This is a genomic window from Lelliottia sp. EB106-05-01-XG201 (assembly GCF_058791735.1).
Genome location: NZ_JBYTDV010000001.1, coordinates 2315565 through 2335641, shown reverse-complemented (window position 1 = coordinate 2335641; position 20077 = coordinate 2315565). Strand labels below are relative to the sequence as shown.

The 20077-nt window shown below is 58.5% G+C and carries 19 protein-coding genes; 14 read left to right on the top strand and 5 right to left on the bottom strand.

Going from position 1 to position 20077, the window contains the following annotated elements; all coding sequences use genetic code 11:
- Positions 1-20: 20 nt before the first annotated feature.
- Positions 21-449 (bottom strand): OsmC family protein, encoded by a 429-nt coding sequence (locus AC3WS9_RS10920; protein WP_285144446.1) that lies wholly within the window; start codon positions 447-449, stop codon positions 21-23.
- 87 nt (positions 450-536) lie between these two features.
- The gene (locus tag AC3WS9_RS10915) at positions 537-1418 is read right to left on the bottom strand and encodes a LysR family transcriptional regulator (protein ID WP_492488278.1); all 882 of its coding nucleotides are present in this window, start codon (positions 1416-1418) and stop codon (positions 537-539) included.
- Between the two features lie 113 nt (positions 1419-1531).
- Between AC3WS9_RS10915 and AC3WS9_RS10910 the strand changes: the two genes are divergently transcribed.
- The 6 genes from AC3WS9_RS10910 to AC3WS9_RS10885 all read left to right on the top strand — a co-directional run bounded on the left by AC3WS9_RS10910 (position 1532) and on the right by AC3WS9_RS10885 (position 7724).
- Positions 1532-2383 carry a Vmh family MBL fold metallo-hydrolase gene (locus AC3WS9_RS10910; RefSeq protein WP_492490325.1) on the top strand — a complete coding sequence of 284 codons (852 nt, stop codon included), beginning with the start codon at positions 1532-1534 and terminating at the stop codon, positions 2381-2383.
- Between the two features lie 51 nt (positions 2384-2434).
- A complete protein-coding gene (locus AC3WS9_RS10905) occupies positions 2435-2956 on the top strand; it encodes a VOC family protein (RefSeq protein ID WP_492488276.1) in 522 nt (173 codons plus the stop codon).
- Between the two features lie 140 nt (positions 2957-3096).
- Positions 3097-3312 carry a biofilm-dependent modulation protein gene (gene bdm, locus AC3WS9_RS10900; protein WP_100780123.1) on the top strand — a complete coding sequence of 72 codons (216 nt, stop codon included), beginning with the start codon at positions 3097-3099 and terminating at the stop codon, positions 3310-3312.
- Between the two features lie 96 nt (positions 3313-3408).
- Complete coding sequence (gene sra, locus AC3WS9_RS10895; protein WP_102103745.1) at positions 3409-3546, top strand: stationary-phase-induced ribosome-associated protein; 138 nt, start codon at positions 3409-3411, stop codon at positions 3544-3546.
- Between the two features lie 175 nt (positions 3547-3721).
- Complete coding sequence (locus tag AC3WS9_RS10890; protein WP_282495209.1) at positions 3722-5419, top strand: NAD-dependent malic enzyme; 1698 nt, start codon at positions 3722-3724, stop codon at positions 5417-5419.
- Between the two features lie 595 nt (positions 5420-6014).
- A complete protein-coding gene (locus AC3WS9_RS10885) occupies positions 6015-7724 on the top strand; it encodes an ABC-F family ATP-binding cassette domain-containing protein (RefSeq protein WP_492488273.1) in 1710 nt (569 codons plus the stop codon).
- Positions 7725-7761: 37 nt separating this feature from the next.
- On the opposite strand, the gene AC3WS9_RS10880 is transcribed toward AC3WS9_RS10885, so the two are convergent.
- On the bottom strand, positions 7762-8361 hold the full coding sequence (locus tag AC3WS9_RS10880) for an inorganic diphosphatase (RefSeq protein WP_492488272.1): 600 nt from the start codon (positions 8359-8361) through the stop codon (positions 7762-7764).
- 271 nt (positions 8362-8632) lie between these two features.
- Between AC3WS9_RS10880 and adhP the strand changes: the two genes are divergently transcribed.
- Positions 8633-9643, top strand: coding sequence for an alcohol dehydrogenase AdhP (adhP, locus tag AC3WS9_RS10875; protein WP_324722521.1), 1011 nt, complete (start codon positions 8633-8635; stop codon positions 9641-9643).
- A gap of 5 nt (positions 9644-9648) precedes the next feature.
- Here adhP and AC3WS9_RS10870 read toward each other — a convergent pair whose 3' ends face one another.
- Positions 9649-10158, bottom strand: a complete 510-nt coding sequence (locus AC3WS9_RS10870) for an RrF2 family transcriptional regulator (RefSeq protein ID WP_282495205.1) — start codon at positions 10156-10158, stop codon at positions 9649-9651.
- Between the two features lie 210 nt (positions 10159-10368).
- Between AC3WS9_RS10870 and AC3WS9_RS10865 the strand changes: the two genes are divergently transcribed.
- The 7 genes from AC3WS9_RS10865 to AC3WS9_RS10835 all read left to right on the top strand — a co-directional run bounded on the left by AC3WS9_RS10865 (position 10369) and on the right by AC3WS9_RS10835 (position 18823).
- Complete coding sequence (locus tag AC3WS9_RS10865) at positions 10369-11571, top strand: NAD(P)/FAD-dependent oxidoreductase (protein WP_492488270.1); 1203 nt, start codon at positions 10369-10371, stop codon at positions 11569-11571.
- A 144-nt stretch (positions 11572-11715) separates the two neighbouring features.
- Positions 11716-13335, top strand: coding sequence for a TIGR04028 family ABC transporter substrate-binding protein (locus tag AC3WS9_RS10860; RefSeq protein ID WP_492488268.1), 1620 nt, complete (start codon positions 11716-11718; stop codon positions 13333-13335).
- A 4-nt stretch (positions 13336-13339) separates the two neighbouring features.
- Positions 13340-14284, top strand: coding sequence for an ABC transporter permease (locus AC3WS9_RS10855; RefSeq protein ID WP_492490324.1), 945 nt, complete (start codon positions 13340-13342; stop codon positions 14282-14284).
- Positions 14281-15132 (top strand): ABC transporter permease, encoded by an 852-nt coding sequence (locus AC3WS9_RS10850; protein WP_492488266.1) that lies wholly within the window; start codon positions 14281-14283, stop codon positions 15130-15132. Before AC3WS9_RS10855 ends, AC3WS9_RS10850 begins: the two co-directional genes overlap by 4 nt.
- Positions 15129-16736 carry a dipeptide ABC transporter ATP-binding protein gene (locus tag AC3WS9_RS10845; protein WP_492488264.1) on the top strand — a complete coding sequence of 536 codons (1608 nt, stop codon included), beginning with the start codon at positions 15129-15131 and terminating at the stop codon, positions 16734-16736. Before AC3WS9_RS10850 ends, AC3WS9_RS10845 begins: the two co-directional genes overlap by 4 nt.
- On the top strand, positions 16733-17722 hold the full coding sequence (locus tag AC3WS9_RS10840) for a putative FMN-dependent luciferase-like monooxygenase (RefSeq protein ID WP_492488263.1): 990 nt from the start codon (positions 16733-16735) through the stop codon (positions 17720-17722). The genes AC3WS9_RS10845 and AC3WS9_RS10840 overlap by 4 nt, the downstream gene beginning before the upstream one ends.
- Positions 17723-17731: 9 nt before the next feature.
- Complete coding sequence (locus tag AC3WS9_RS10835) at positions 17732-18823, top strand: alkylhydroperoxidase domain protein (protein ID WP_492488262.1); 1092 nt, start codon at positions 17732-17734, stop codon at positions 18821-18823.
- A 6-nt stretch (positions 18824-18829) separates the two neighbouring features.
- On the opposite strand, the gene araJ is transcribed toward AC3WS9_RS10835, so the two are convergent.
- Entirely contained in the window at positions 18830-20005 is a 1176-nt protein-coding gene (gene araJ, locus AC3WS9_RS10830) for an MFS transporter AraJ (protein WP_282495198.1), read from the bottom strand.
- Positions 20006-20077 lie beyond the last annotated feature (72 nt).

The window sequence follows — 20077 nt, the reverse complement described above, 5'->3', positions numbered from 1 at the left end:
AGCCGCCGCTGGCAAGAGACTTAGTTGAGGGTGTAATCGAGGGTAATTTCCGCTTTCAGGAGCTGCGAAACCGGGCATCCGGCTTTCGCTTTCTGGATAATACCGTCGAACTGCTGCGGGTCGATGCCTGGCACGGTCACCTTGCTTTGCAGGGCAATTTTCGTGATAGCAAATCCGCCGTCGGTTTTATCCAGCGACACATCCGCCGTGGTATCGATGGAATCCGCGGTATACCCGGACTCCCCCAGCATCAGCGACAGGGCCATTGAGAAGCAGGCCGCATGCGCCGCGCCAATCAGCTCTTCCGGGTTGGTCCCTTTTTCGCCTTCAAAACGAGTATTAAAGCCGTAGGGTTGCTGATTCAGGACGCCGCTTTCCGTCGAAACCGTCCCTTTCCCGCGCTTAATGTCGCCAGACCAGTGTGCCGAACCGTGCTTATGAATCGTCATTATTGCTCTCCTTTTGGCTTGCAAAGGGTTAAGTATAGAACGTTGATTCCGATCTGAGAGGAAGGCAGAACAGTCTTAGGCAATTGTTCACAAAGCCATCAACGACTCGCCCAGCGCATCCAGGAACAGACGCTGCGCCGCAGGCTGGTAATCCCGCGACTGATAGATCCCAAAAATGCCGATCGGTTTCGGCATGAAATTACCGAGAACGGGAACCAGCTTTCCGCTCGCCAGCGCTGTCTGCGCTTCCCATTCCGGCAGCATCGCAATGCCGCAGTGATGGATGGCGGCCTCCATCAGCAGGGACGAAATGCTGGCGCTCAGGTTGCCACTCACCGCCATAGAAACCACTTCCCCCGCCTCATTAACAAAATTCCACGACTGCCCGGCAAAGAAGCTGTAGTGCAGGCAGTTGTGCTGCGCCAGATCCTCCAGTGCGTCAGGCGTTCCGTGGGAGGCCAGGTAGTCTGGCGACGCACACAGCACAGAGCGGCACTCGCCGAGACGGCGGGCAATCATCCCCGGCTCGGGGTTGTCGGTAATGCGGATCGCCACGTCGATGCGCTCGCCCACCAGGCTTACGGGATGGTTGTTAACGTCCATTTCGACGCGCACCTGCGGAAAACGGGCCAGAAAATCCGGCAGCATTGGGGCGACAAGCTGCATCGCGGTAAAGTGCGCGCAGGCCACGCGCAGCGTGCCGGAGGGGGTCTCTTTCGAGGAGTGATCCTCGATCTCCTGCGACAGCCGCGTCAGGTTACGGGTCTTCTGCAGCACCTTTTCCCCGGCGGGCGTTAGCGTCAGTTTGCGCGTGGAACGGTGCACCAGCCTGGTTCCGGCCCATTTTTCCATCTGCTCCAGATACCGGCTGACCATCGGGCGCGAAATACCCAGCGCGCGGGCGGCAGCGCTCAGACTCCCCAGCTCACAAATACGGTTATAGACCTGGGCGGCGATCACGCGATCCATTGGTATGACTCCATCTGCTCGATTTATGAAACTAAGCATGTCTTGTTTCAGGAATTCTGGCAAATCGAGAGATCCGTACAATAGAGACTTTCCGACAATACCGAGACAAAATGATGAAGCTCAATCGCCTTGCCCTGCTGTGCGCCCTGTTCACTCCTGCGGTTTTTGCCGCGCCGTTAACCCTGGATACCTACAACCCGCAGGAGAAAGGGATTTTCGCCGTCTCCTCGACGCTGGTCTCCGGCCCGAAAGAGGCTGTGCTGTTCGACGCGCAGTTCAGCGTGAAAGATGGCGAAGCCCTGGTTAAAAAAGTGCGCGACAGCGGTAAAACGCTTAGCAAAATTGTGATCACCTCCGGCGACCCCGATTTTTACTTCGGCCTGCAGCCGCTGGTGAAAGCCTTCCCGAATGCCAAAGTGGTCGCCACTCAGGCGGTCGTGGACCATATCAAGGCCACCAAAGATGCCAAACTGGCCTTCTGGGGCCCGCAGATGAAAGACGGCGCGCCGTCTGAACTGATTGTGCCGCAGGTGATTGCCTCAACCACCTTTATAGTCGACGGGGAAAAAATCGATATCGAGCAGGCTGACAGCTACGCCGCGTACGTCTGGATCCCCTCCGCGAAAGCCATTCTCGGCGGCACCGGCGTTTCGTCTGGCATTCACGTCTGGACCGCGGATACGCAAACCAAAGCCAGCCGCGCGCAGTGGATCGCCACGCTCGATGAAATGGCTGCTCACAAACCGGAACGCGTGATCCCGGGTCATTACCTCGGTACACCGCCAGCGGGTATCGAAGCCATCAACTTTACCCGCACTTACCTGCAGCAATTTGAGCAGGCGCTGGCCGCTCATAAAGACTCGGCGGGTGTGATAGAGGCGATGAAAAAACAGCAGCCGAACCTGGCCGAAGTCAGCTCCCTGGACCTGAGCGCGAAGGTCAATACCGGCGAAATGAAGTGGTAACAGGCTAACTGTCTCCTGCTATATTTATTCTTTTTATAGCAGGAGATGCTTATGCAAACCTCAGTCAGAGGAATTGACCACATTGGTATTACGGTTCCGGACATCGAAGCAGCAACGTTATTTTTTGAAAAAGCCTTCGCGGCAACCGTGATATATCACTCCGTCGAACCCGGCAGTGAAAATATTGACCATCAGGCGCAGGAAAATACCTTAAAGTTATTTCCCGGAACAAAAATCCGCGCCATCAGGATGCTGGCCCTGCCCAACGGCCCCGGCATCGAGCTGTTTGAAATGCACGGCCCGGAACAGCAATCCCCCTCCCGCCCCAGTGATTTCGGCCTACAGCACTTCGCCGTCTATGTCGATGATTTTAAAACCGCAATATCTGCTTTCACCGCCGCGGGCGGGGAGATGTTTACCGAGCCGAAACCCCTCTCTTTTCCCGCTGAACGCGGCGAAGGCAATGCGTTTTGCTACGGCAAAACCCCCTGGGGAAGTGTGGTGGAATTAATCTCCTGGCCGTCCCCGATGCCCTACGAAAAATATACTGAACTGCGCCGCTGGAAACCCTGATTTATCGAAAAAAAAGGGGTAATATGATATTTTTATTTCCAGGATGAATCTGAACCACAGCGGGAAGAATATTTGCCATTCTGAATGTGAATTATGAATTGCGAACCGGAATATTAAACAGATAACGACACGGAGGCAGCATGTTTACTCATTACTCAGCAAATACTCATTCCGCTCAACCGGCGCTGGTCAATGCCATTGAGCAAGGCCTGCGCGCTGAACATGGCGCGGTCACTGAAGATGACATTTTGATGGAACTCACCCGCTGGGTAGAAGCCTCGGATAATGACATCCTCAGTGATATCTACCAGCAGACCATTAACTACGTAGTGAGTGGTCAACATCGCCCCCTGTAAAAACCCTGCTATGCTGGATCTGCAACCTAAGGGGTTACATTTCGTTTGCGCAAGCAAACTGGTCCTTAAAACTATCAACAGGATTGAGGAGTTAACATGAAATCGAACCGTCAGGCACGTCACATTCTGGGACTGAACTACAAGCTGTCGAATCAACGTAAAGTGGTGATCGAGGGCAGCAACGAAACCGTAGTCACCCACACGCATGGCAGAAAACGCCACGCAGACAAGTAAATCCCGCATCTGAATCACAACACCATCGGCAAAACCGATGGTGTTTTTGTATGTGTGTTGCGGTAATTAACATTCAGCTCCTTTATAATGCCGCCCGAGGTCGCCCTGCCAGCAAGCCAGAAAGATGACAATACGCAGTGCCAGGGACGGATATTCAAAAAATCGAGTGAGTGACATGGACAACAAAGTAAAACAGCATCGTTCTCTTTACATCCCCTACGCAGGCCCGGTCCTGCTGGAATTCCCCCTGCTGAATAAAGGCAGCGCCTTCAGTGCGGAAGAGCGCAGCAGCTTTAACCTGCTCGGCCTGCTGCCGGAAGTGGTTGAAACCATCGAAGAGCAAGCTGAACGCGCCTGGATCCAGTACCAGGGCTTTAAAACCGAAATCGACAAACACATCTACCTGCGCAACATCCAGGACACCAACGAAACCCTCTTCTACCGCCTGGTGCAAAATCACCTCGAAGAGATGATGCCGGTGATCTACACCCCGACCGTCGGCGCGGCCTGCGAGCGTTTCTCCGAGATCTACCGTCGTTCGCGCGGCGTGTTTATCTCCTATCAGAACCGCCACAATATGGATGACATCCTGCAAAACGTGCCAAACCACAATATCAAAGTGATCGTGGTGACGGACGGCGAGCGTATTCTGGGCCTTGGCGACCAGGGTATCGGCGGGATGGGGATTCCAATCGGTAAGCTGTCGCTCTACACCGCCTGCGGCGGGATCAGCCCGGCGTACACGTTGCCGGTGGTGCTGGATGTCGGGACCAATAACCAGCAGTTGCTGAACGATCCGCTGTATATGGGCTGGCGTCACCCGCGCGTGACGGACGACGAGTATTACCAGTTCGTCGACGATTTCATTCAGGCCGTCAAACACCGCTGGCCGGACGTGCTGCTGCAGTTTGAAGACTTCGCGCAGAAAAACGCCATGCCGCTGCTGAACCGCTATCGCGATGAGATCTGCTCGTTTAACGACGATATTCAGGGCACCGCGGCAGTGACCGTCGGGACGCTGATCGCCGCCAGCCGCGCGGCGGGCAGCCAGCTGAGCTACCAGAAAATTGTCTTCCTCGGCGCGGGCTCTGCCGGGTGTGGGATCGCAGAACAGATCATCGCCCAGACCCAGCGCGAAGGCTTAAGTGAAGAGCTGGCCCGCTCGCGTGTGTTTATGGTCGACCGTTTCGGCCTGCTGACGGACGGCATGCCAAACCTGCTGCCGTTCCAGACCAAGCTGGTGCAAAAGCGCGAGAACCTGAAAAACTGGGATACGGACAACGAAGTGCTCTCCCTGCTGGACGTGGTGCGCAACGTGAAGCCGGATATTCTGATCGGGGTGTCCGGCCAGACCGGACTGTTCACCGAAGAGATCATCCGCGAAATGCACAAGCACTGCCCGCGTCCGATCGTGATGCCGCTCTCCAACCCGACCTCGCGCGTGGAAGCGACGCCGCAGGACATCATCGCCTGGACTGAAGGTGCCGCGCTGGTCGCGACCGGCAGCCCGTTCGATCCGGTGGTGTGGAAAGACAAAACCTACCCGATTGCCCAGTGCAACAACTCCTATATCTTCCCGGGAATTGGTCTAGGGGTGATCGCCGCCGGTGCGTCACGCATTACCGATGAAATGCTGATGTCTGCCAGCGAAACCCTGGCGAAGCACTCTCCGCTGGTGAATAACGGCGAAGGGCTGGTGCTGCCAGAGCTGAAAGACATCCATACGGTGTCGCGAGCGATAGCCTTTGCGGTCGGTAAAATGGCCCAGCAACAGGGCGTGGCGGTCAAAACCTCCGCCGATGCGTTGCAGCAGGCCATCGACGATAACTTCTGGATGCCGGAGTACCGGAACTACCGCCGGACGTCTATCTGATCGACGGTGCGGCCTAAACGCCCGGTGGCGCTGCGCTTACCGGGCCTACGTTCCAGGATTTTGTAGGCCGGGTAAGGCGAAGCCGACACCCGGCAGCAAACGGCGGTGCGGCCTAAACGCCCGGTGGCGCTGCGCTTACCGGGCCTACATTCCAGGGTTTTGTAGGCCGGGTAAGGCGAAGCCGCCACCCGGCAGCAAACGACGGTGCGGCCTAAACGCCCGGTGGCGCTGCGCTTACCGGGCCTACGTTCCAGGTTTTTGTAGGCCGGGTAAGGCGAAGCCGCCACCCGGCAACTATCGGCTCCCATGCCTGACGGCGCTCTGCTTGCCGGGCATGTAAAACCCCGCTACACTCCCTTCATCCATCAACCCACTGAATAAATAAGGAGGCTAATTATGCTGTATAGTGAAATTTTCAATGTTTCACATACATTTGGTGATCGCACCAGCTCAAGCGTTATCGGTATCGTGCTGCGATAACTTCTGCTTGAGCGAAGACACCATCCACCTTAATCCCTTCTCTCGGGCTTACTAAGTTATCGTCAGCGATGTTTGACGAGGCATTTCCATGCCTGTAACACTTGAGTAAGCAACAATGAGCACATTACTAACTGCACAATCTCTCCGCGTTGAAACGGCGTTTAACACCCTCTTCGACTCGCTCTCCTTTACCCTGAAAAAAGGCGACCGCATTGGTCTGCTGGGCGATAACGGCTGCGGTAAAAGTACCCTGCTGAAGATCCTCGACGGGACGGAATCCCCGTCTGTTGGCACCGTGGCGCTCGCCGGATACTGCCTGATGGCGCGCGTGGAACAGCATCTGCCGGAATCAATTTATCCCCTGTCGATGCTCGACGCCGTGCTGGCGCAACTGCCCGCCGCGGAACGCGACAGCCTGCGCTGGCGGGCTGAAACGCTGCTCGGCGGCATGGGCTTCACCCCGCAGGATATGACTCTGCAATCTGCGACACTGAGCGGCGGGCTACACACGCGGCTGCTGCTGGCGCGCGCCTTAATCAGCGATCCCGATCTGCTGTTACTGGACGAACCCAGCAACCACCTCGATCTCCCGACCATGCTCTGGCTGGAGCAGTTTTTACAGAACTGGTCCGGGAGTTTTGTGCTGGTTTCGCACGACCGACAGCTGCTTGATGCCGTCACTAACGGCAGCTGGATTTTGCGCGACAAAACCCTGCACAGCTTCGCCCTGCCTTGCTCCGCTGCGCGTCAGGCGCTGGCGGCAAAAGATGAGAGCGATGCCCTGCGGCACAAAGCCGAGCAAAAGGAGATCGACCGTGTGGCGGCCAGCGCCAAACGGCTGGCGACCTGGGGCAAGGTCTATGACAACGAAGATCTGGCCCGCAAAGCCAAACAGATGGAAAAACAGGTCGAGCGCCTGAAGGAGAGCCAGACCGATCTCACCACGGGCAGCCCGTGGACGCTCACCCTGCGCGGCGATGCCCTGCGGGCCGACCGGCTGCTGGAGATGGCAAATCTCGACGTCCCTCCGGCTCCTGGTCTGCCTGCGCTGTTTGAGGTGGAGATCGCCAGACTCAAAAGCGGCGATCGCGTCGCCATTGTGGGCCGCAACGGCTGCGGGAAATCCTCACTGATGAAGCTGATCTGGCGGCAGTTTGTTGCACAGCAGTCGACGGATGAGCTGAAAATCCATCCTCGCCTGACGCTGGGTTATTACGACCAGACGCTACACCAGCTGCCGGATGACGCCTCGCTGCTGGATGCGCTCGAGCCGTTCGCCCCGGACCCGCAGGTGCGCAAAATGTCGCTCATCAGCGCCGGTTTTCCTTGGGTGCGTCACGGGCAGAAAGTTAGCACCCTCAGCGGCGGCGAGCGTTCGCGCCTGCTGTTTATCGGCCTGACGCTCGCCCGCTATAGCCTGCTGATGCTCGATGAGCCGACCAACCATCTGGACATGGAAGGCAAAGAGGCGCTGGCCGACACCCTGCAACAGTTCGAAGGTGGCGTTCTGCTGGTGAGTCATGACAGGCAGTTGATCAGCCAAAGCTGCAACCGCTTCTGGCTGATTGAGGACGGAAAACTCAGCGAATGGCACGACGCCGAAGCGGTGTTTGAACGCCTGCGAGAAAGCGGCGGATTAACACTACCTGCCGAGTCAGCAAAACCGGCAGAATCATCGCCGAATGAGTGTGATGATCTTCTCGAAAGACTGGTGACGCTGGAGACCCTGCTGGCAGAGGATTTGGCGCGTAAGCCGAAGCATCAAAAGCCTCAGCTGCAGGAGCAATGGCGTGAGGAGATTAACCAGATAGAAGCCCCGCTGTAACCCTGCGCCCGGCGGGACTTCCTGCCGGGCCAGTTCTTTACTGCGGTTTTTTCTCTTTCCAGGCGTCCCACGCCTGTTTGATTTCCTGCTTCGCGGTGGCGGCATCGTTGAAGCCGCTCAGCTCCACCTTTTTGCGCCCTTCCGGCAGCTCTTTGTAGACGCGGAAGAACGACTCCAGGCGCTGCACCTCAATTTTTGGCAGATCGCTCAGCTCTTTAATATTGTCGTAGGTCGGGTCGATTTTGCTCGCAGGGACGGCCACAATTTTGTCGTCCTTCTCCCCGCCATCGACCATCTTCAGCACGCCAATCGCGCGCAGCTTGATCAGCGTCCCCGGTGCCATCGGCGCGCGGGTATAGAAAATCACGTCCAGCGGATCGCCATCTCCGGCCAGGGACTGCGTCAGAGAGCCGTAGTTGGCCGGGTAAGCTACCGGCATCGACTGGAAACGGTCGGCAACGATAAAGCCGGTTTTGGCATCGGTTTCGTATTTGATAATCCCGCCCGCTGGAATTTCGGTGACGGCATAAAACTCTTCCGGGTTGTTTTCCGGCTGTGGGAATTCCAGGATATTTTGCGCCTGCGCAGAGGCAGAAAGGAGAACACTGACGGCAAGCAATGTTTTGAACAGCTTCATGGTCTTGTAACTCTTCGGTTATTGGAAAGACAACACATTACGTTTTCCAGATGACAGAACCATGACGTTTTGTTGTCAGTTTCCCTCCCCCCAATTATTCAGGGCTTGAATGGTTTATTGATGCTTTAATCGCCTGAATCCCAACGAAATTATTACATTATGTTGCCCCGCCCTTGTATAAAACGACCAAAGCATTAATCCTTAAGGAGTAAGAACGATTCTCATCTTTCTTGCACGCTATGCAGACACTTAAATGAACATGGAGAAACATATGAAGGCTGCTGTCGTAACAAAAGATCACCACGTAGACGTCACCGATAAAACCCTGCGCGCCCTGCAACACGGTGAAGCGCTGCTGAAGATGGAGTGCTGCGGCGTATGCCACACGGATCTTCACGTGAAGAACGGTGATTTTGGCGATAAAACCGGGGTGATCCTCGGCCATGAAGGGATTGGCGTCGTCAAACAGATCGGACCTGGCGTGACCTCGCTGAAAGTGGGCGATCGTGCCAGCGTGGCATGGTTCTTCCAGGGCTGCGGGCACTGCGAATACTGTAACTCCGGCAACGAAACGCTCTGTCGTGACGTGAAAAATGCCGGATATTCCGTCGACGGCGGGATGGCCGAAGAGTGCATCGTCACCGCCGATTACGCGGTGAAAGTGCCGGACGGTCTGGAATCTGCCGCCGCAAGCAGCATCACCTGCGCGGGTGTGACAACCTATAAAGCGGTGAAAATTTCTCATATCAAACCGGGACAGTGGATTGCGATCTACGGTCTGGGCGGACTGGGCAACCTGGCGCTGCAGTACGCGAAAAACGTCTTCAATGCCAAAGTGATCGCCATCGACGTCAACGATGCACAGCTGAAACTGGCCGCAGAGATGGGTGCCGATCTGACCATCAACTCCCGCAACGAAGATGCGGCGAAAGTGATTCAGGAAAAAACCGGCGGCGCACACTCCGCCGTGGTCACGGCTGTCGCGAAAGCGGCGTTTAACTCTGCGGTCGACGCAGTGCGCGCCGGTGGCCGCGTGGTGGCTGTCGGTCTGCCGCCAGAAGCCATGAGCCTGGATATTCCGCGTCTGGTGCTGGATGGGATTCAGGTGGTCGGTTCGCTGGTCGGGACCCGTCAGGATCTGATCGAGGCCTTCCAGTTTGCCGCCGAAGGCAAAGTGGTGCCGAAAGTGACGATGCGTCCGCTGGGCGACATCAACGCGATTTTCAAAGAGATGGAACAGGGCCAGATCCGTGGCCGTATGGTGATTGATTTCCGTTCTTAAGGGGTTCAGGACGGGCTGCGGCGATCCGTAATCCAGTCCTGCACTTCAATCAGGAATGTATCGGGCGCTTTTCGATACATTTTGCGCGCCAGATCGAGAATGGTGTGGCGCGCCAGTTCTTCTTCCATCCGCTGCTGGGCGCTGTCCATCACCGAGCGCACGCCGCACGGCCCGTCGCAGACCCACGCAGGCGGCGCTTCATCAAAGACTGCCAACCGCTGGCGCACTTCCCGGCACTCAAACATATTCTTTTCACCATCAATGGCATGCGCCACATCCAGCACCGAAATGAGTTCCGCCGGACGCGCGAGTTTAAACCCACCGCCCTTGCCTTCCGTGCTGTTCACCAGACCGGCGCGCGACAGACGGGTGAAGATTTTACCCAGGTAGTCGTAAGGCACACCCTGTAAGTCCGCCATCTCCCTGACGCTCAACTCCCGCTCGTTGCCTTTGGCATCCACCATACACATCAGGCTATGAATGGCGTATTCCACACCGGAACTGTAAAAGGCCATGTTTAACTCCGCTCTCATTATTCGTGGTTATTATAGCCGTGTTCGCGAGCGAAAAAACAGCCTGTAAACCATTTGTTATCTAACCTGTTATTTTTACTTCACTTTCCATTTTTATCATCGCTAACTCAGAAAAAAGTTGTCGGAGTTAACTCCGACAAGTATAGTTGCAGTCAGGTCAGACACAAAGCCTGATGAGCAAAAGGATCGAAGATGAAGAAGCATATTTTAATTGTGGGCAGTGGTTTTTCCGGTATGTGGGCAGCGGTGAGCGCGGCGCGTCTGGCGGAACTGAACGAGAGCAGCGATCTGCGTATTAGCGTGCTGGCTCCGCAACCCGAGCTGCGCGTTCGCCCGCGTTTCTATGAAGAAAAAGTGGCAGGCCTGGTGGCTCCCCTGACGGATCTCTTCGCCGAACTGGATATTGAGTATATTCAGGGCAGCGCAGAACGTATTGATACCAAAGAGAAAGCGGTCTGGTATCGCGACAGCCACGGCAACACCACCCTCGCCACTTACGATCGTCTGGTTCTCGCCACGGGCAGTCAGACTAAGCGCCCAGCGGTCGCCGGTCTGTCTGAATTTGCGTTTGACATCGACCAGCTCGAATCCGCGCAGGTGTTCGAAAAACACCTCGATGCGCTGGTTCATCAGCCCTCTACTCCGGCCCGTAATACGGTGGTGGTTTGCGGCGGCGGCTTTACCGGTATCGAACTGGCGACCGAATTACCGGCGCGTCTGCGTGCCCGTTTCGGTGAAGATACGCAGACTAAAGTTATCGTAGTTGAACGCGGTCCGGTGATTGGCGGTCGTTACAGCGAAGCCCTGCGCGATGTGATTGCGAATGCCAGCGAAGAGCTGGGCGTGGAATGGCGTCTGAACAGCGAAATCGAAGCCGTCGATGCCCAGGGCGTCATCCTGAAAAACGGCGAGCGCATCGAATCCTCTACCGTGGTCTGGACGGCTGGCGTCGAAGCTCATCCGCTGACGACGCAGATTGACGGCGAGCGCGACGCTCAGGCGCGTCTGCGCGTGAACGAACTGCTGCAGATCCCGGCCCATCCTGATGTGTTCGCCACCGGCGACACCGCCCATGCGAAAACGGACGATGTGGGTAATACGGCGCTGATGACCTGTCAGCATGCGATCCAGCTCGGAAAATTTGCCGGACACAACGCCGCCGCCAGCCTGCTGAACGTCGAGCCGTATCCGTACCGTCAGGTGAACTATGTCACCTGCCTGGATCTCGGTGCCTGGGGCGCGGTGTACACCGAGGGCTGGGAACAAGAGGTGAAACTGGTGCGCGAAGAGGCGAAGAAGCTCAAAATCGCGATTACCAATGAACTGATCTACCCACCCGCCGCAGACCGCGCGGTCGCCTTTGCCGCTGCCGATCCGCTGGCGAAATTTGTGTAGTGAAATCCACCGCTCCTGACCGGGAGCGGTTTTTCGATATTCCCGATTTCCGGCAATCCTTATCTCAATTCCTTTGTTCCCTTGTTTTCACCCGCGCCCGATGATGAATCCGACGCTAAAACAAAGATAACAAAGGAATTCACCATGCAAACCCCTTTTCGCCTGCCGCTGCTGACGGCGTTAATCCTCGCAGCGACTGCTGCACACGCCGCCGACACGCCGGTTAAAGGCGGGACGCTCGTCTATCTGGAGCAACAGGCGCACACCAATCTCTATCCCCCGGCGGGCGGTTTCTATCCGAACGGCGGTATCCTGAATCAGATCACCGACAAGCTCACCTGGCAGAACCCGAAAACGCTGGAAGTGGAGCCGTGGATCGCCGAAAGCTGGTCCACCAACGCCGACAAAACCGAATACACCTTTAAAATCCGTCCCGGCGTGACCTTCTCTGACGGCACGCCGCTGGACGCCAACGCCGTCGCCAAAAACTTCGACACCTACGGGCTGGGCAACAAAGCCCAGCGCCTGCCGGTTTCGGAGGTGATCAACAACTACGACCGCAGCGAAGTGGTCGATCCGCAGACCGTGAAGTTCTACTTCAAAAAACCGTCGCCGGGTTTCCTGCAAGGCACCGCGACTATCGGCTCCGGGCTGGTCTCGTTGAGCACCCTGAAGCGCAACTTTGAGGAGTTGGGCGACGCGCGCCACATCATCGGCTCTGGCCCGTTCGTGGTGAAAGAGGAAAAACTGGGTCGGGAAGTGACGCTCGAGGCGCGCAAAGAGTACCAGTGGGGGCCGAAAAACCTCGCCCAGCAAGGCCCGGCGAATCTCGATGGCATTAAGTTTATCGTCACGCCGGAAGACAGCGTGCGCGTCGGCGCGCTGCTGGCGGGCCAGGCTGATTTTATCCGCCAGGTTCAGGCCTACGATGAGAAACAGACCACCGAACAGGGGTATAAAATCTACGCTGCCCCGACGCGCGGCGTGAATGACAGTATCAGCTTCCGCCCGGACAACCCGCTGGTGTCGGATTTGCGCGTCCGTCAGGCGCTGCTCCACGCCACCAATGCGAAACAGGTCGTAGAGACCCTCTTCTCGCCTAACTATCCTCAGGCCAAATCGGTGATTGCCGATTCTGCCGCTGGCTTTGTCGATCTCAGCGACAAGCTCACCTTCGACGCAGCGAAAGCCAACGCTCTGCTCGACGACGCAGGCTGGAAAACCGGCAGCGACGGCATCCGCGCCAAAGACGGCCAGCGCCTGGCGCTGACGGTGTACGAATCCCTGCCGCAGCCGCAAAACAAAGAGGTGTTGCAGCTGGTCGCCCAGCAGTGGCGACAGGTCGGCGTGGCGCTGAACGTCAAAGCGGGCGATGCGGGCAGCCGCACGCTGGATAACCTCGATCCGCTGAAAACGCCACTGACCGTTTCCGAAGTGGGCCGCGCCGATCCGGACGTGGTGAAAAGCATGTTCTACCCGGCCAACCGCGACGCGCTGCTGCAAAAAGGCGGCTCGAGCGACAAGGTGAAAAGCTTCCGCGACGACAAACTTAACGAACTGCTGGTAAATATCTCCGCCGAAGTTGACCCGCAAAAACGTCTGCAATTAACGGGCGATGCCCAGCGCTATCTGCTGGATAACGCCTACGTGATCCCGATCTTCGAGGAGCCGCAGGTCTTCGCCGGTGCGCCGTGGCTGAAAGGGGTGAATTTCGAAGCGGTAGGACGTCCGTCGTTCTACGGCGCGTGGATCGAGAAACATTAAGATGATGAGCCATTATCTGCTGCGACGGGCCGGGATGGGGCTGCTGGTCCTGTGGGCCGCGTTTACCCTCTCCTTCGTGCTGCTTCAGGTGCTGCCGGGCGACGCGGTGCTGATTAAATTCCAGAACCCGGATCTGGGCTTAAGCCCGGCGCAAATCGAGGAGATGCGCGTCGCCTATGGCGCGGACAGTCCGCTATGGCAGCAGTATTTCCACACTCTGTTTGCCATGCTGCGCGGCGATTTTGGTTTTTCACTCCAGGCGGGGGTGCCGGTGAGCGAGCTGATCGCCACTAATCTGCCCGACACCCTGAGCCTCGCCCTACCTGCGTTCGCGCTGGCGGTGGTGCTGGCCTTCGCGCTGGCGTTTGCCGCGCGTCTTCCGGGGCTGCGCTGGGTAAGCAATGCCATTCAGTCGGTGCCGGTGCTGTTTATCTCCCTGCCGACTTTCTGGCTCGGCATCGCGCTTATCCAGCTGTTTTCCTTCCAGCTGCGGCTGATCCCGGTGATTAACCCGTCGCCTCTGCAGGGGCTGATCCTGCCGATCGTCACCGTCGCCATTCCGATCTCCGCTCCGCTGGCGCAAATCCTGATGCGCAGCCTCGATCAGGTCGCGGCCCAGCCGTTTGTCGCCGTGGCGCGCGCCAAAGGGCTGAGTGAAACGGGCGTCCTGTGGCGTCACGTGACCGGCAACGCCCTGCTGCCGGTGCTGAATATCGCCGGAATTTTGCTCGGCGAGCTGATCGCCGGGGCGCTGATTACCGAAACCGTGTTTGGCCGCAGCGGCCTGGGCCAGCTGACGCAGCAGGCGGTGAATAATCAGGACATCGCCGTGCTACAGGCGGTGGTGATGATCTCGGCGCTCGGTTTTGTGCTGATTAATTTGCTGGTGGATCTGCTGATGCCGCTCTTTGACCCTCGCCTGCAACCCGTGACCGGAGGTGCATCATGAGTCTGGTGGACTACGCCGCCGCGGCGCGAAAACGCGTTCCGGCCCTTGGCTCGCTCGACGTTCAGCCCGGTTTATGGCTGGCGTGGGGTGTGATTATTCTGGCAGCCCTGGCCGCGCTCGCGCCGGGTTTGCTCACCCAGTACAGCCCGATTGAAGGGATCGCGGGCGCACAGCGCTTAGCCCCCCAGGCCGGACACTGGCTGGGAACCGATCAGCTGGGCCGGGATGTTTACGCACGCATTGTGTATGGCGCGTCTCATTCTCTGAGCGCCGCGCTGGCCGCCGTGGCGATGGGCTTACTGGTCGGCACGGGAATCGGCGTGATTGCCGGGGCTTTTGCCGGACGCGTGGAGTCGGTGCTGATGCGCTTTGTCGACGTGCTGCTGTCGATTCCCTCGCTGCTGCTCTCCCTGACGGTGATTATTTTGCTCGGTTTCGGCACCGTTAACGCCGCCATCGCCGTCGGTGTGGCGTCGATTGCCAGCTTCGCCCGCCTGGCGCGCGGGGAGGTGGTGCGCATTCGTCACGCGGATTTTGTCGAAGCGGCCTATGGCAGCGGCGGCACCTTCTGGGCGGTGCTGTGGCGACATATTTTGCCGAACTCGCTGACTGCTGTTTTGGCCTTCGCAACGCTCCAGTTTGGTCAGGCCATTCTTGCCCTCTCGACCCTGAGCTTCCTCGGCTACGGCACTCCGCCGCCGGTCCCGGAATGGGGTCTGTTGATTGCCGAAGGGCGCAACTATCTTTCAACCGCCTGGTGGCTGACCACCTTCCCCGGCATCGTGGTGATCGCCGTGGTGCTTGCCACCAACCGTATCAGCCAGCAGTTAAGCGGAGGCCGCTCATGACCGTTCTGTCCGTGGAAAATCTGACCTTAAGCTATCGCATCGGCCGCCAGTGGCGTGAGGTGGTGCATAACGTCAGTTTCACCCTGAAACGCGGGGAAATGCTGGCCTTTGTTGGTGAATCCGGCTCCGGCAAAACCACCACCGCGCAGGCGATCATCGGCCTGCTGGCGGACAACGCCCGTCGCGACAGCGGCAAAATTGTGCTCAACGGCGAAGAGATTAGCCAGTGGTCGGCGAAGCGGCTCAACGCCCTGCGCGGAGCACGCATCAGCCTGGTGCCGCAGGACCCCGGCAACTCCCTTAACCCGGTCAAAACCATCGGCGCGCAGGTAGGTGAAGTCCTGCATATTCATCAGAAAATCACGAAGGATGAGCAAGAAAATCAGGTGCTGGCTCTGCTGACCAAAGTCGGTCTGAGCCACCCGGAGCAGCGGATGAAACAGTATCCGCACCAGCTTTCCGGCGGGATGAAACAGCGGGTGCTGATCGCGATCGCCATCGCCCTGCGCCCGGACCTGATCATCGCCGACGAACCGACCAGCGCGCTGGACGTGACGGTGCAAAAACGCATTCTCGATCTGCTGGATATTCTGCGCCGCGAATCCGGGACGGCGGTGCTGTTCGTGACGCACGATCTGGCTCTCGCCGCCCAGCGCGCCGATCGCCTGCTGGTGTTTCGCCACGGTGAAGTGCAGGAGCACGGCGCGACCGCCGATGTGGTGCGCGCCCCGCAGCATGCCTATACCCGTCAGCTCCTGAGCGATTTGCAGGGCTCTCGCTTAACTATCGCCCCGGTATCCGGCCACCGGCTGGCCTCTGCCGCCATTCGCGCGCAGGGGATCAGCAAACAATTTTCCCTCAGCAAAAACCACTTCCTGCAGGCGCTGGATAACGTCAGTTTCGAGGTGCCGCGCGGGAGCACCCATGCGCTGGTCGGGGAATCCGGTTCGGGGAAAACCACCCTTGCCCGCATTTTGCTCGGGTTTGAGCAGGCGGACAGCGGGCGCGTCATCCTTGATGATATCGATGCGACGCAGCTCAGCGTGGAGGCGCGCCGCCAGCTGCGCCAGAAAATTCAGTTCGTCTATCAGAACCCGTTTGCCTCCCTCGACCCGCGGCAAACGCTGTTTGAGATCATCGAAGAGCCGCTGAAAAACTTCGGCAAAATCACCAGAGTGGAACGCAAAACCCGCGTTGAGGCCGTGACCACGCGCGTCGCCCTGCCGCTTGAGCTATTAAATCGCACGGCGCGCGAGCTTTCCGGTGGGCAACGCCAGCGGGTCGCCATCGCCCGCGCCCTGATTCTGGAACCGACAATTCTGGTGCTGGACGAAGCCACCTCGGCGCTGGACGTCACGGTGCAGGCGCAGATCCTCGCCCTGCTGCAACAGCTCCAGCAGCAGCTGGGGCTGACCTACCTGTTTATCACCCACGACCTGGCGACCGTTCGCCGCATCGCCCACAGCGTGACGGTGCTCAAAAACGGCCAGGTGGTTGAACATGGCTCGGTGGAGGCGCTCTTCTCCTCACCGCAGAACAGCTACACCCGCGAGCTGATCGACGCTATCCCCCATTTTTCACCTGCGACTAAGGAGTACGCATGACGCGTAAACGCCTGGGATTCTTTACCCGCCTGCTGGACGACGCCCCAGCTAAAGAGCGTTATCGCCTGGCGACCGAACAGATCCGCCATGCGGAGCGCCACGGTTTTGATACGGCCTGGATTGCGCAGCACCATTTCCACGAGCGCGAAGGCGGCCTGCCGTCTCCGCTGGTGTTCCTCGCCCACGTTGCGGCGCAAACGGAAACCATTCGTCTGGGCACAGCGATTATCACCCTGCCGATGGAAAACCCGCTGCGCGTGGCGGAAGACGCGGCGGTGCTGGATCTGCTGGCGGACGGTCGTCTCGAAGTCGGTTTTGGCTCCGGCGGCACCCCGACCTCATTTCTGCCGTTTTGCCTGACCTTTGAACAGCGCGGCGCGACCTTTGCCGACCATTTGCACCTGATCCAGAGCGCCTGGCGCGGGGATTCGCTGACCCATCCGGATAACCATCTTTACCCGCCTGCGCCACAGCTGGCGGAGCGCGTGTGGATCGCGACCTTTTCCGTCGACGGCGCGGTACGGGCAGCGCAGGCCGGACACGGGCTGATGTTGTCCCGCACTCAGCCGCGCCCGGCGGACCAGCTCGCTCTTACCCTCGACCAGATCCAGAACCCGATTGTCGACGCCTATCTCGCCGCGCTGCCCTCGGGCATTGCCCCGAGAATTCTGGCCTCGCGCACGGCGTTTGTCGCCGACAGCGATGAGTATGCCCTGAAAGTCGCGACGCCCGGTTTAACCCGCCAGGCTCAGGCACACAGCGCGGCGGGCCACCCCGCCATAGGTGACAGTGTCACGGATTATATCCGTCAGTTCGACGCCCATATCGGCGCGCCGAACACCGTGCTGGCGTCGCTGGCTGAGGATTCGGTCCTTAAACGGGCGACGGATATTTCATTCCAGGTCCACTCCGTAGAGCCGTCTCACCGGGACACTCTGCGTTCCATTGAGCTGATCGCTGAACATATCGCCCCTCAACTTCTTTAAGGAGTTTCTATGTCTTTAAGTCAGGATATTGTTGCTGAATTAGCGGAGATCGCACCCGGTTCGCCGCTGGCGACGGCGCGTGCGACCCGCGAAGCCGCCACCCGTCATGCGCAGGGCAGCTATGAAACGCTCTTTAGCCAGCAGGACGCGGCGTTCCCGCTGGATGAGCGCGTGGCGGTGGCCGCGAAAGTCGCGAAGTGGCACCGCGCCGATGCGCTGGCCGCGCACTACGCCGGGTTTGGTCTGGCCGACCCCACCTCTTTACGACTGACGCCTGCAATAACCTTCGCGCGCCTGCTGACGTTTTCTCCCGTCGAGGCCACGCCCGGCGCATTAACGGCGCTGACCCAGGCGGGATGGAGTAAAGAGGCGATCGTGACGCTGGCGCAGCTGATCGCGTTCGTCAGTTTCCAGAGCCGTCTCGTCGCCGGGCTGCGCTTGCTGAATGATAAAAGCATCGCTACCAGCGACACGCCGGTCGTGGCGGGGATCTGGCACGCCACGCCAGCCACCAAAAGCGGCAAAGCTGCACCGGTGCAGTTTACCCAGCAGGAGCTGGGCTGGGAGCCGTGGCTGGCGTCAAAACCGCTGGCGGAATTTAACGCTGACGAACAGGCAATTCTGGCAAAATTTGGCCACACGGACTCTGACTATTTCCGCCTGCTGGCGCGCAATCTGCCGGTGCTGGAACAGCGCACGCTGACCGATAAAGGGATTTTTTACACGCCGGGCGGCCTGCCGCGCGCGGAGCGTGAACTGGCGGCGACGGTGGCCAGCAAGATCAACGGCTGCATCTACTGCGCATCTGTCCATGCGCGAAAAGCCAGCCAGCTGTCGAAGGATGACAACGCCGTACAAGCGCTGCTGGCGGTGCGTCCGGGGCAGTCGTTAAGCGAGGGTCAGTCTGCACGCTGGCAGGCGGAAATTGATTTTGCGGCGGCGCTGTCCGTGACGCCACCGGCGGTCACGCCCGCGCATCTGGCGGCACTGGAGAAGCAGGAGCTGGACACGATTGAACAGCTCGATTTGATTCAGTCTGCGGCGTTTTTCGCCTGGGCCAACCGGTTAATGCTGACCCTCGGCGAACCTTACCTTCCGTAACGGCAATCAGGCTAACGCGCGGGCGTTAGCCTGAGCCCGTTTGGCTTTCTGACGGCCATACAGCAGCAGAGACGACATGGCGGCGAACGAGAGGAGCGCCGCCGGTAACGTCACGTAGCTCCAGCTGTAGCCGAGGATAATCATCATCCCGCCAAAATAAGCCCCAATCGCGCTGCCGAGGTTAAAGGCCACCTGCCCGCCCGCCGCGCCCAGCAGTTCGCCGCCCTGCGCGTTTTGCAGGAGCATAATTTGCAGCGGTGCCGACAGCGCGAACAGACCCGCGCAGCAGATAAAGCCCATCACCAGCGACGCCGACTGATTTTCACCGAAGGCGAACAGCATCAGCAGCGACAGGACAATCACCAGATCGGTCGTCGCCGCAATGCGCAGCGGGCTGTAACGCCCGGACAGTTTGCCGCTGAGCAGATTCCCCAGCACCATCCCGAGCCCCATCAGCATCATGATGACGGTCATAAAGCCCGGCGAAAATCCGGAGACGTTGACCATAAACGGCTTCACAAAGCTGAACCACGCAAACACCCCGGCATTGCCGAACATCGTCGCGGCAAAAATCAGCCAGGGTTCCGGTTTTTTCAGAAAGTGAAACTGCTCCGTGAGCCGGGTTTCCGCCTTGTCGTACAGTGTCGGCACCCAGAAGATCACCGAGAGGATCACCAGAGCGTCAAACGCCGCAATCAGGAAGAAGGTGTAGCGCCAGTTATATTCATGCCCGAGCCAGGTGCCGAGCGGCACGCCGACCAGATTGGCGACCGTCATTCCGGCAATCATCCCGGACACGGCGAGGGTGACTTTTCCCGGCGGCGCGATTTTCGACAGGATGATCGCACCGACGCCGAAAAATGCCCCGTGCGGAAAACCGGACACCAGCCGCCCGACGGCCAGCCAGAAATAGGAGGTGGAGAAGGTGAAAATGGCGTTCCCGGCCACGCACAGGGCAACCAGGAACAGCAGAACCGTCTTGAGCGAGAACTTATTTGAAAACAACGCGATGATCGGTGCGCCAATCACCACGCCAAAGGCGTAATACGAAATCATGCTCCCGGCGGAGGGGATCGAAATGCCGGTATCCTGCGCCAGCTCGGTCAGCACGCCCATGATGCCAAACTCCGCCATCCCTAAACCAAAGGTGCCCAGCGCCAGTGAAAAAACGGTTTTTTTCATACCACAGCCATTTGTTAAAAATTTGCAACAGCCATTATTGAACAAACGGGTATGGTGAGCCAGTTCGAATTG

What these genes read in the sequence shown, in the direction of transcription:
- AC3WS9_RS10845 (WP_492488264.1), top strand. Translation starts at nt 15,129, where the DNA reads ATGACCGTTCTGTCCGTGGAAAATCTGACCTTAAGCTATCGCATCGGC.
- bdm (WP_100780123.1), top strand. Translation starts at nt 3,097, where the DNA reads ATGTTTACTCATTACTCAGCAAATACTCATTCCGCTCAACCGGCGCTG.
- adhP (WP_324722521.1), top strand. Translation starts at nt 8,633, where the DNA reads ATGAAGGCTGCTGTCGTAACAAAAGATCACCACGTAGACGTCACCGAT.
- sra (WP_102103745.1), top strand. Translation starts at nt 3,409, where the DNA reads ATGAAATCGAACCGTCAGGCACGTCACATTCTGGGACTGAACTACAAG.
- AC3WS9_RS10920 (WP_285144446.1), bottom strand. Translation starts at nt 449, where the DNA reads ATGACGATTCATAAGCACGGTTCGGCACACTGGTCTGGCGACATTAAG.
- araJ (WP_282495198.1), bottom strand. Translation starts at nt 20,005, where the DNA reads ATGAAAAAAACCGTTTTTTCACTGGCGCTGGGCACCTTTGGTTTAGGG.
- AC3WS9_RS10835 (WP_492488262.1), top strand. Translation starts at nt 17,732, where the DNA reads ATGTCTTTAAGTCAGGATATTGTTGCTGAATTAGCGGAGATCGCACCC.
- AC3WS9_RS10860 (WP_492488268.1), top strand. Translation starts at nt 11,716, where the DNA reads ATGCAAACCCCTTTTCGCCTGCCGCTGCTGACGGCGTTAATCCTCGCA.
- AC3WS9_RS10840 (WP_492488263.1), top strand. Translation starts at nt 16,733, where the DNA reads ATGACGCGTAAACGCCTGGGATTCTTTACCCGCCTGCTGGACGACGCC.
- AC3WS9_RS10910 (WP_492490325.1), top strand. Translation starts at nt 1,532, where the DNA reads ATGAAGCTCAATCGCCTTGCCCTGCTGTGCGCCCTGTTCACTCCTGCG.
- AC3WS9_RS10890 (WP_282495209.1), top strand. Translation starts at nt 3,722, where the DNA reads ATGGACAACAAAGTAAAACAGCATCGTTCTCTTTACATCCCCTACGCA.
- AC3WS9_RS10870 (WP_282495205.1), bottom strand. Translation starts at nt 10,158, where the DNA reads ATGGCCTTTTACAGTTCCGGTGTGGAATACGCCATTCATAGCCTGATG.
- AC3WS9_RS10905 (WP_492488276.1), top strand. Translation starts at nt 2,435, where the DNA reads ATGCAAACCTCAGTCAGAGGAATTGACCACATTGGTATTACGGTTCCG.
- AC3WS9_RS10915 (WP_492488278.1), bottom strand. Translation starts at nt 1,418, where the DNA reads ATGGATCGCGTGATCGCCGCCCAGGTCTATAACCGTATTTGTGAGCTG.
- AC3WS9_RS10880 (WP_492488272.1), bottom strand. Translation starts at nt 8,361, where the DNA reads ATGAAGCTGTTCAAAACATTGCTTGCCGTCAGTGTTCTCCTTTCTGCC.
- AC3WS9_RS10865 (WP_492488270.1), top strand. Translation starts at nt 10,369, where the DNA reads ATGAAGAAGCATATTTTAATTGTGGGCAGTGGTTTTTCCGGTATGTGG.
- AC3WS9_RS10885 (WP_492488273.1), top strand. Translation starts at nt 6,015, where the DNA reads ATGAGCACATTACTAACTGCACAATCTCTCCGCGTTGAAACGGCGTTT.
- AC3WS9_RS10855 (WP_492490324.1), top strand. Translation starts at nt 13,340, where the DNA reads ATGAGCCATTATCTGCTGCGACGGGCCGGGATGGGGCTGCTGGTCCTG.
- AC3WS9_RS10850 (WP_492488266.1), top strand. Translation starts at nt 14,281, where the DNA reads ATGAGTCTGGTGGACTACGCCGCCGCGGCGCGAAAACGCGTTCCGGCC.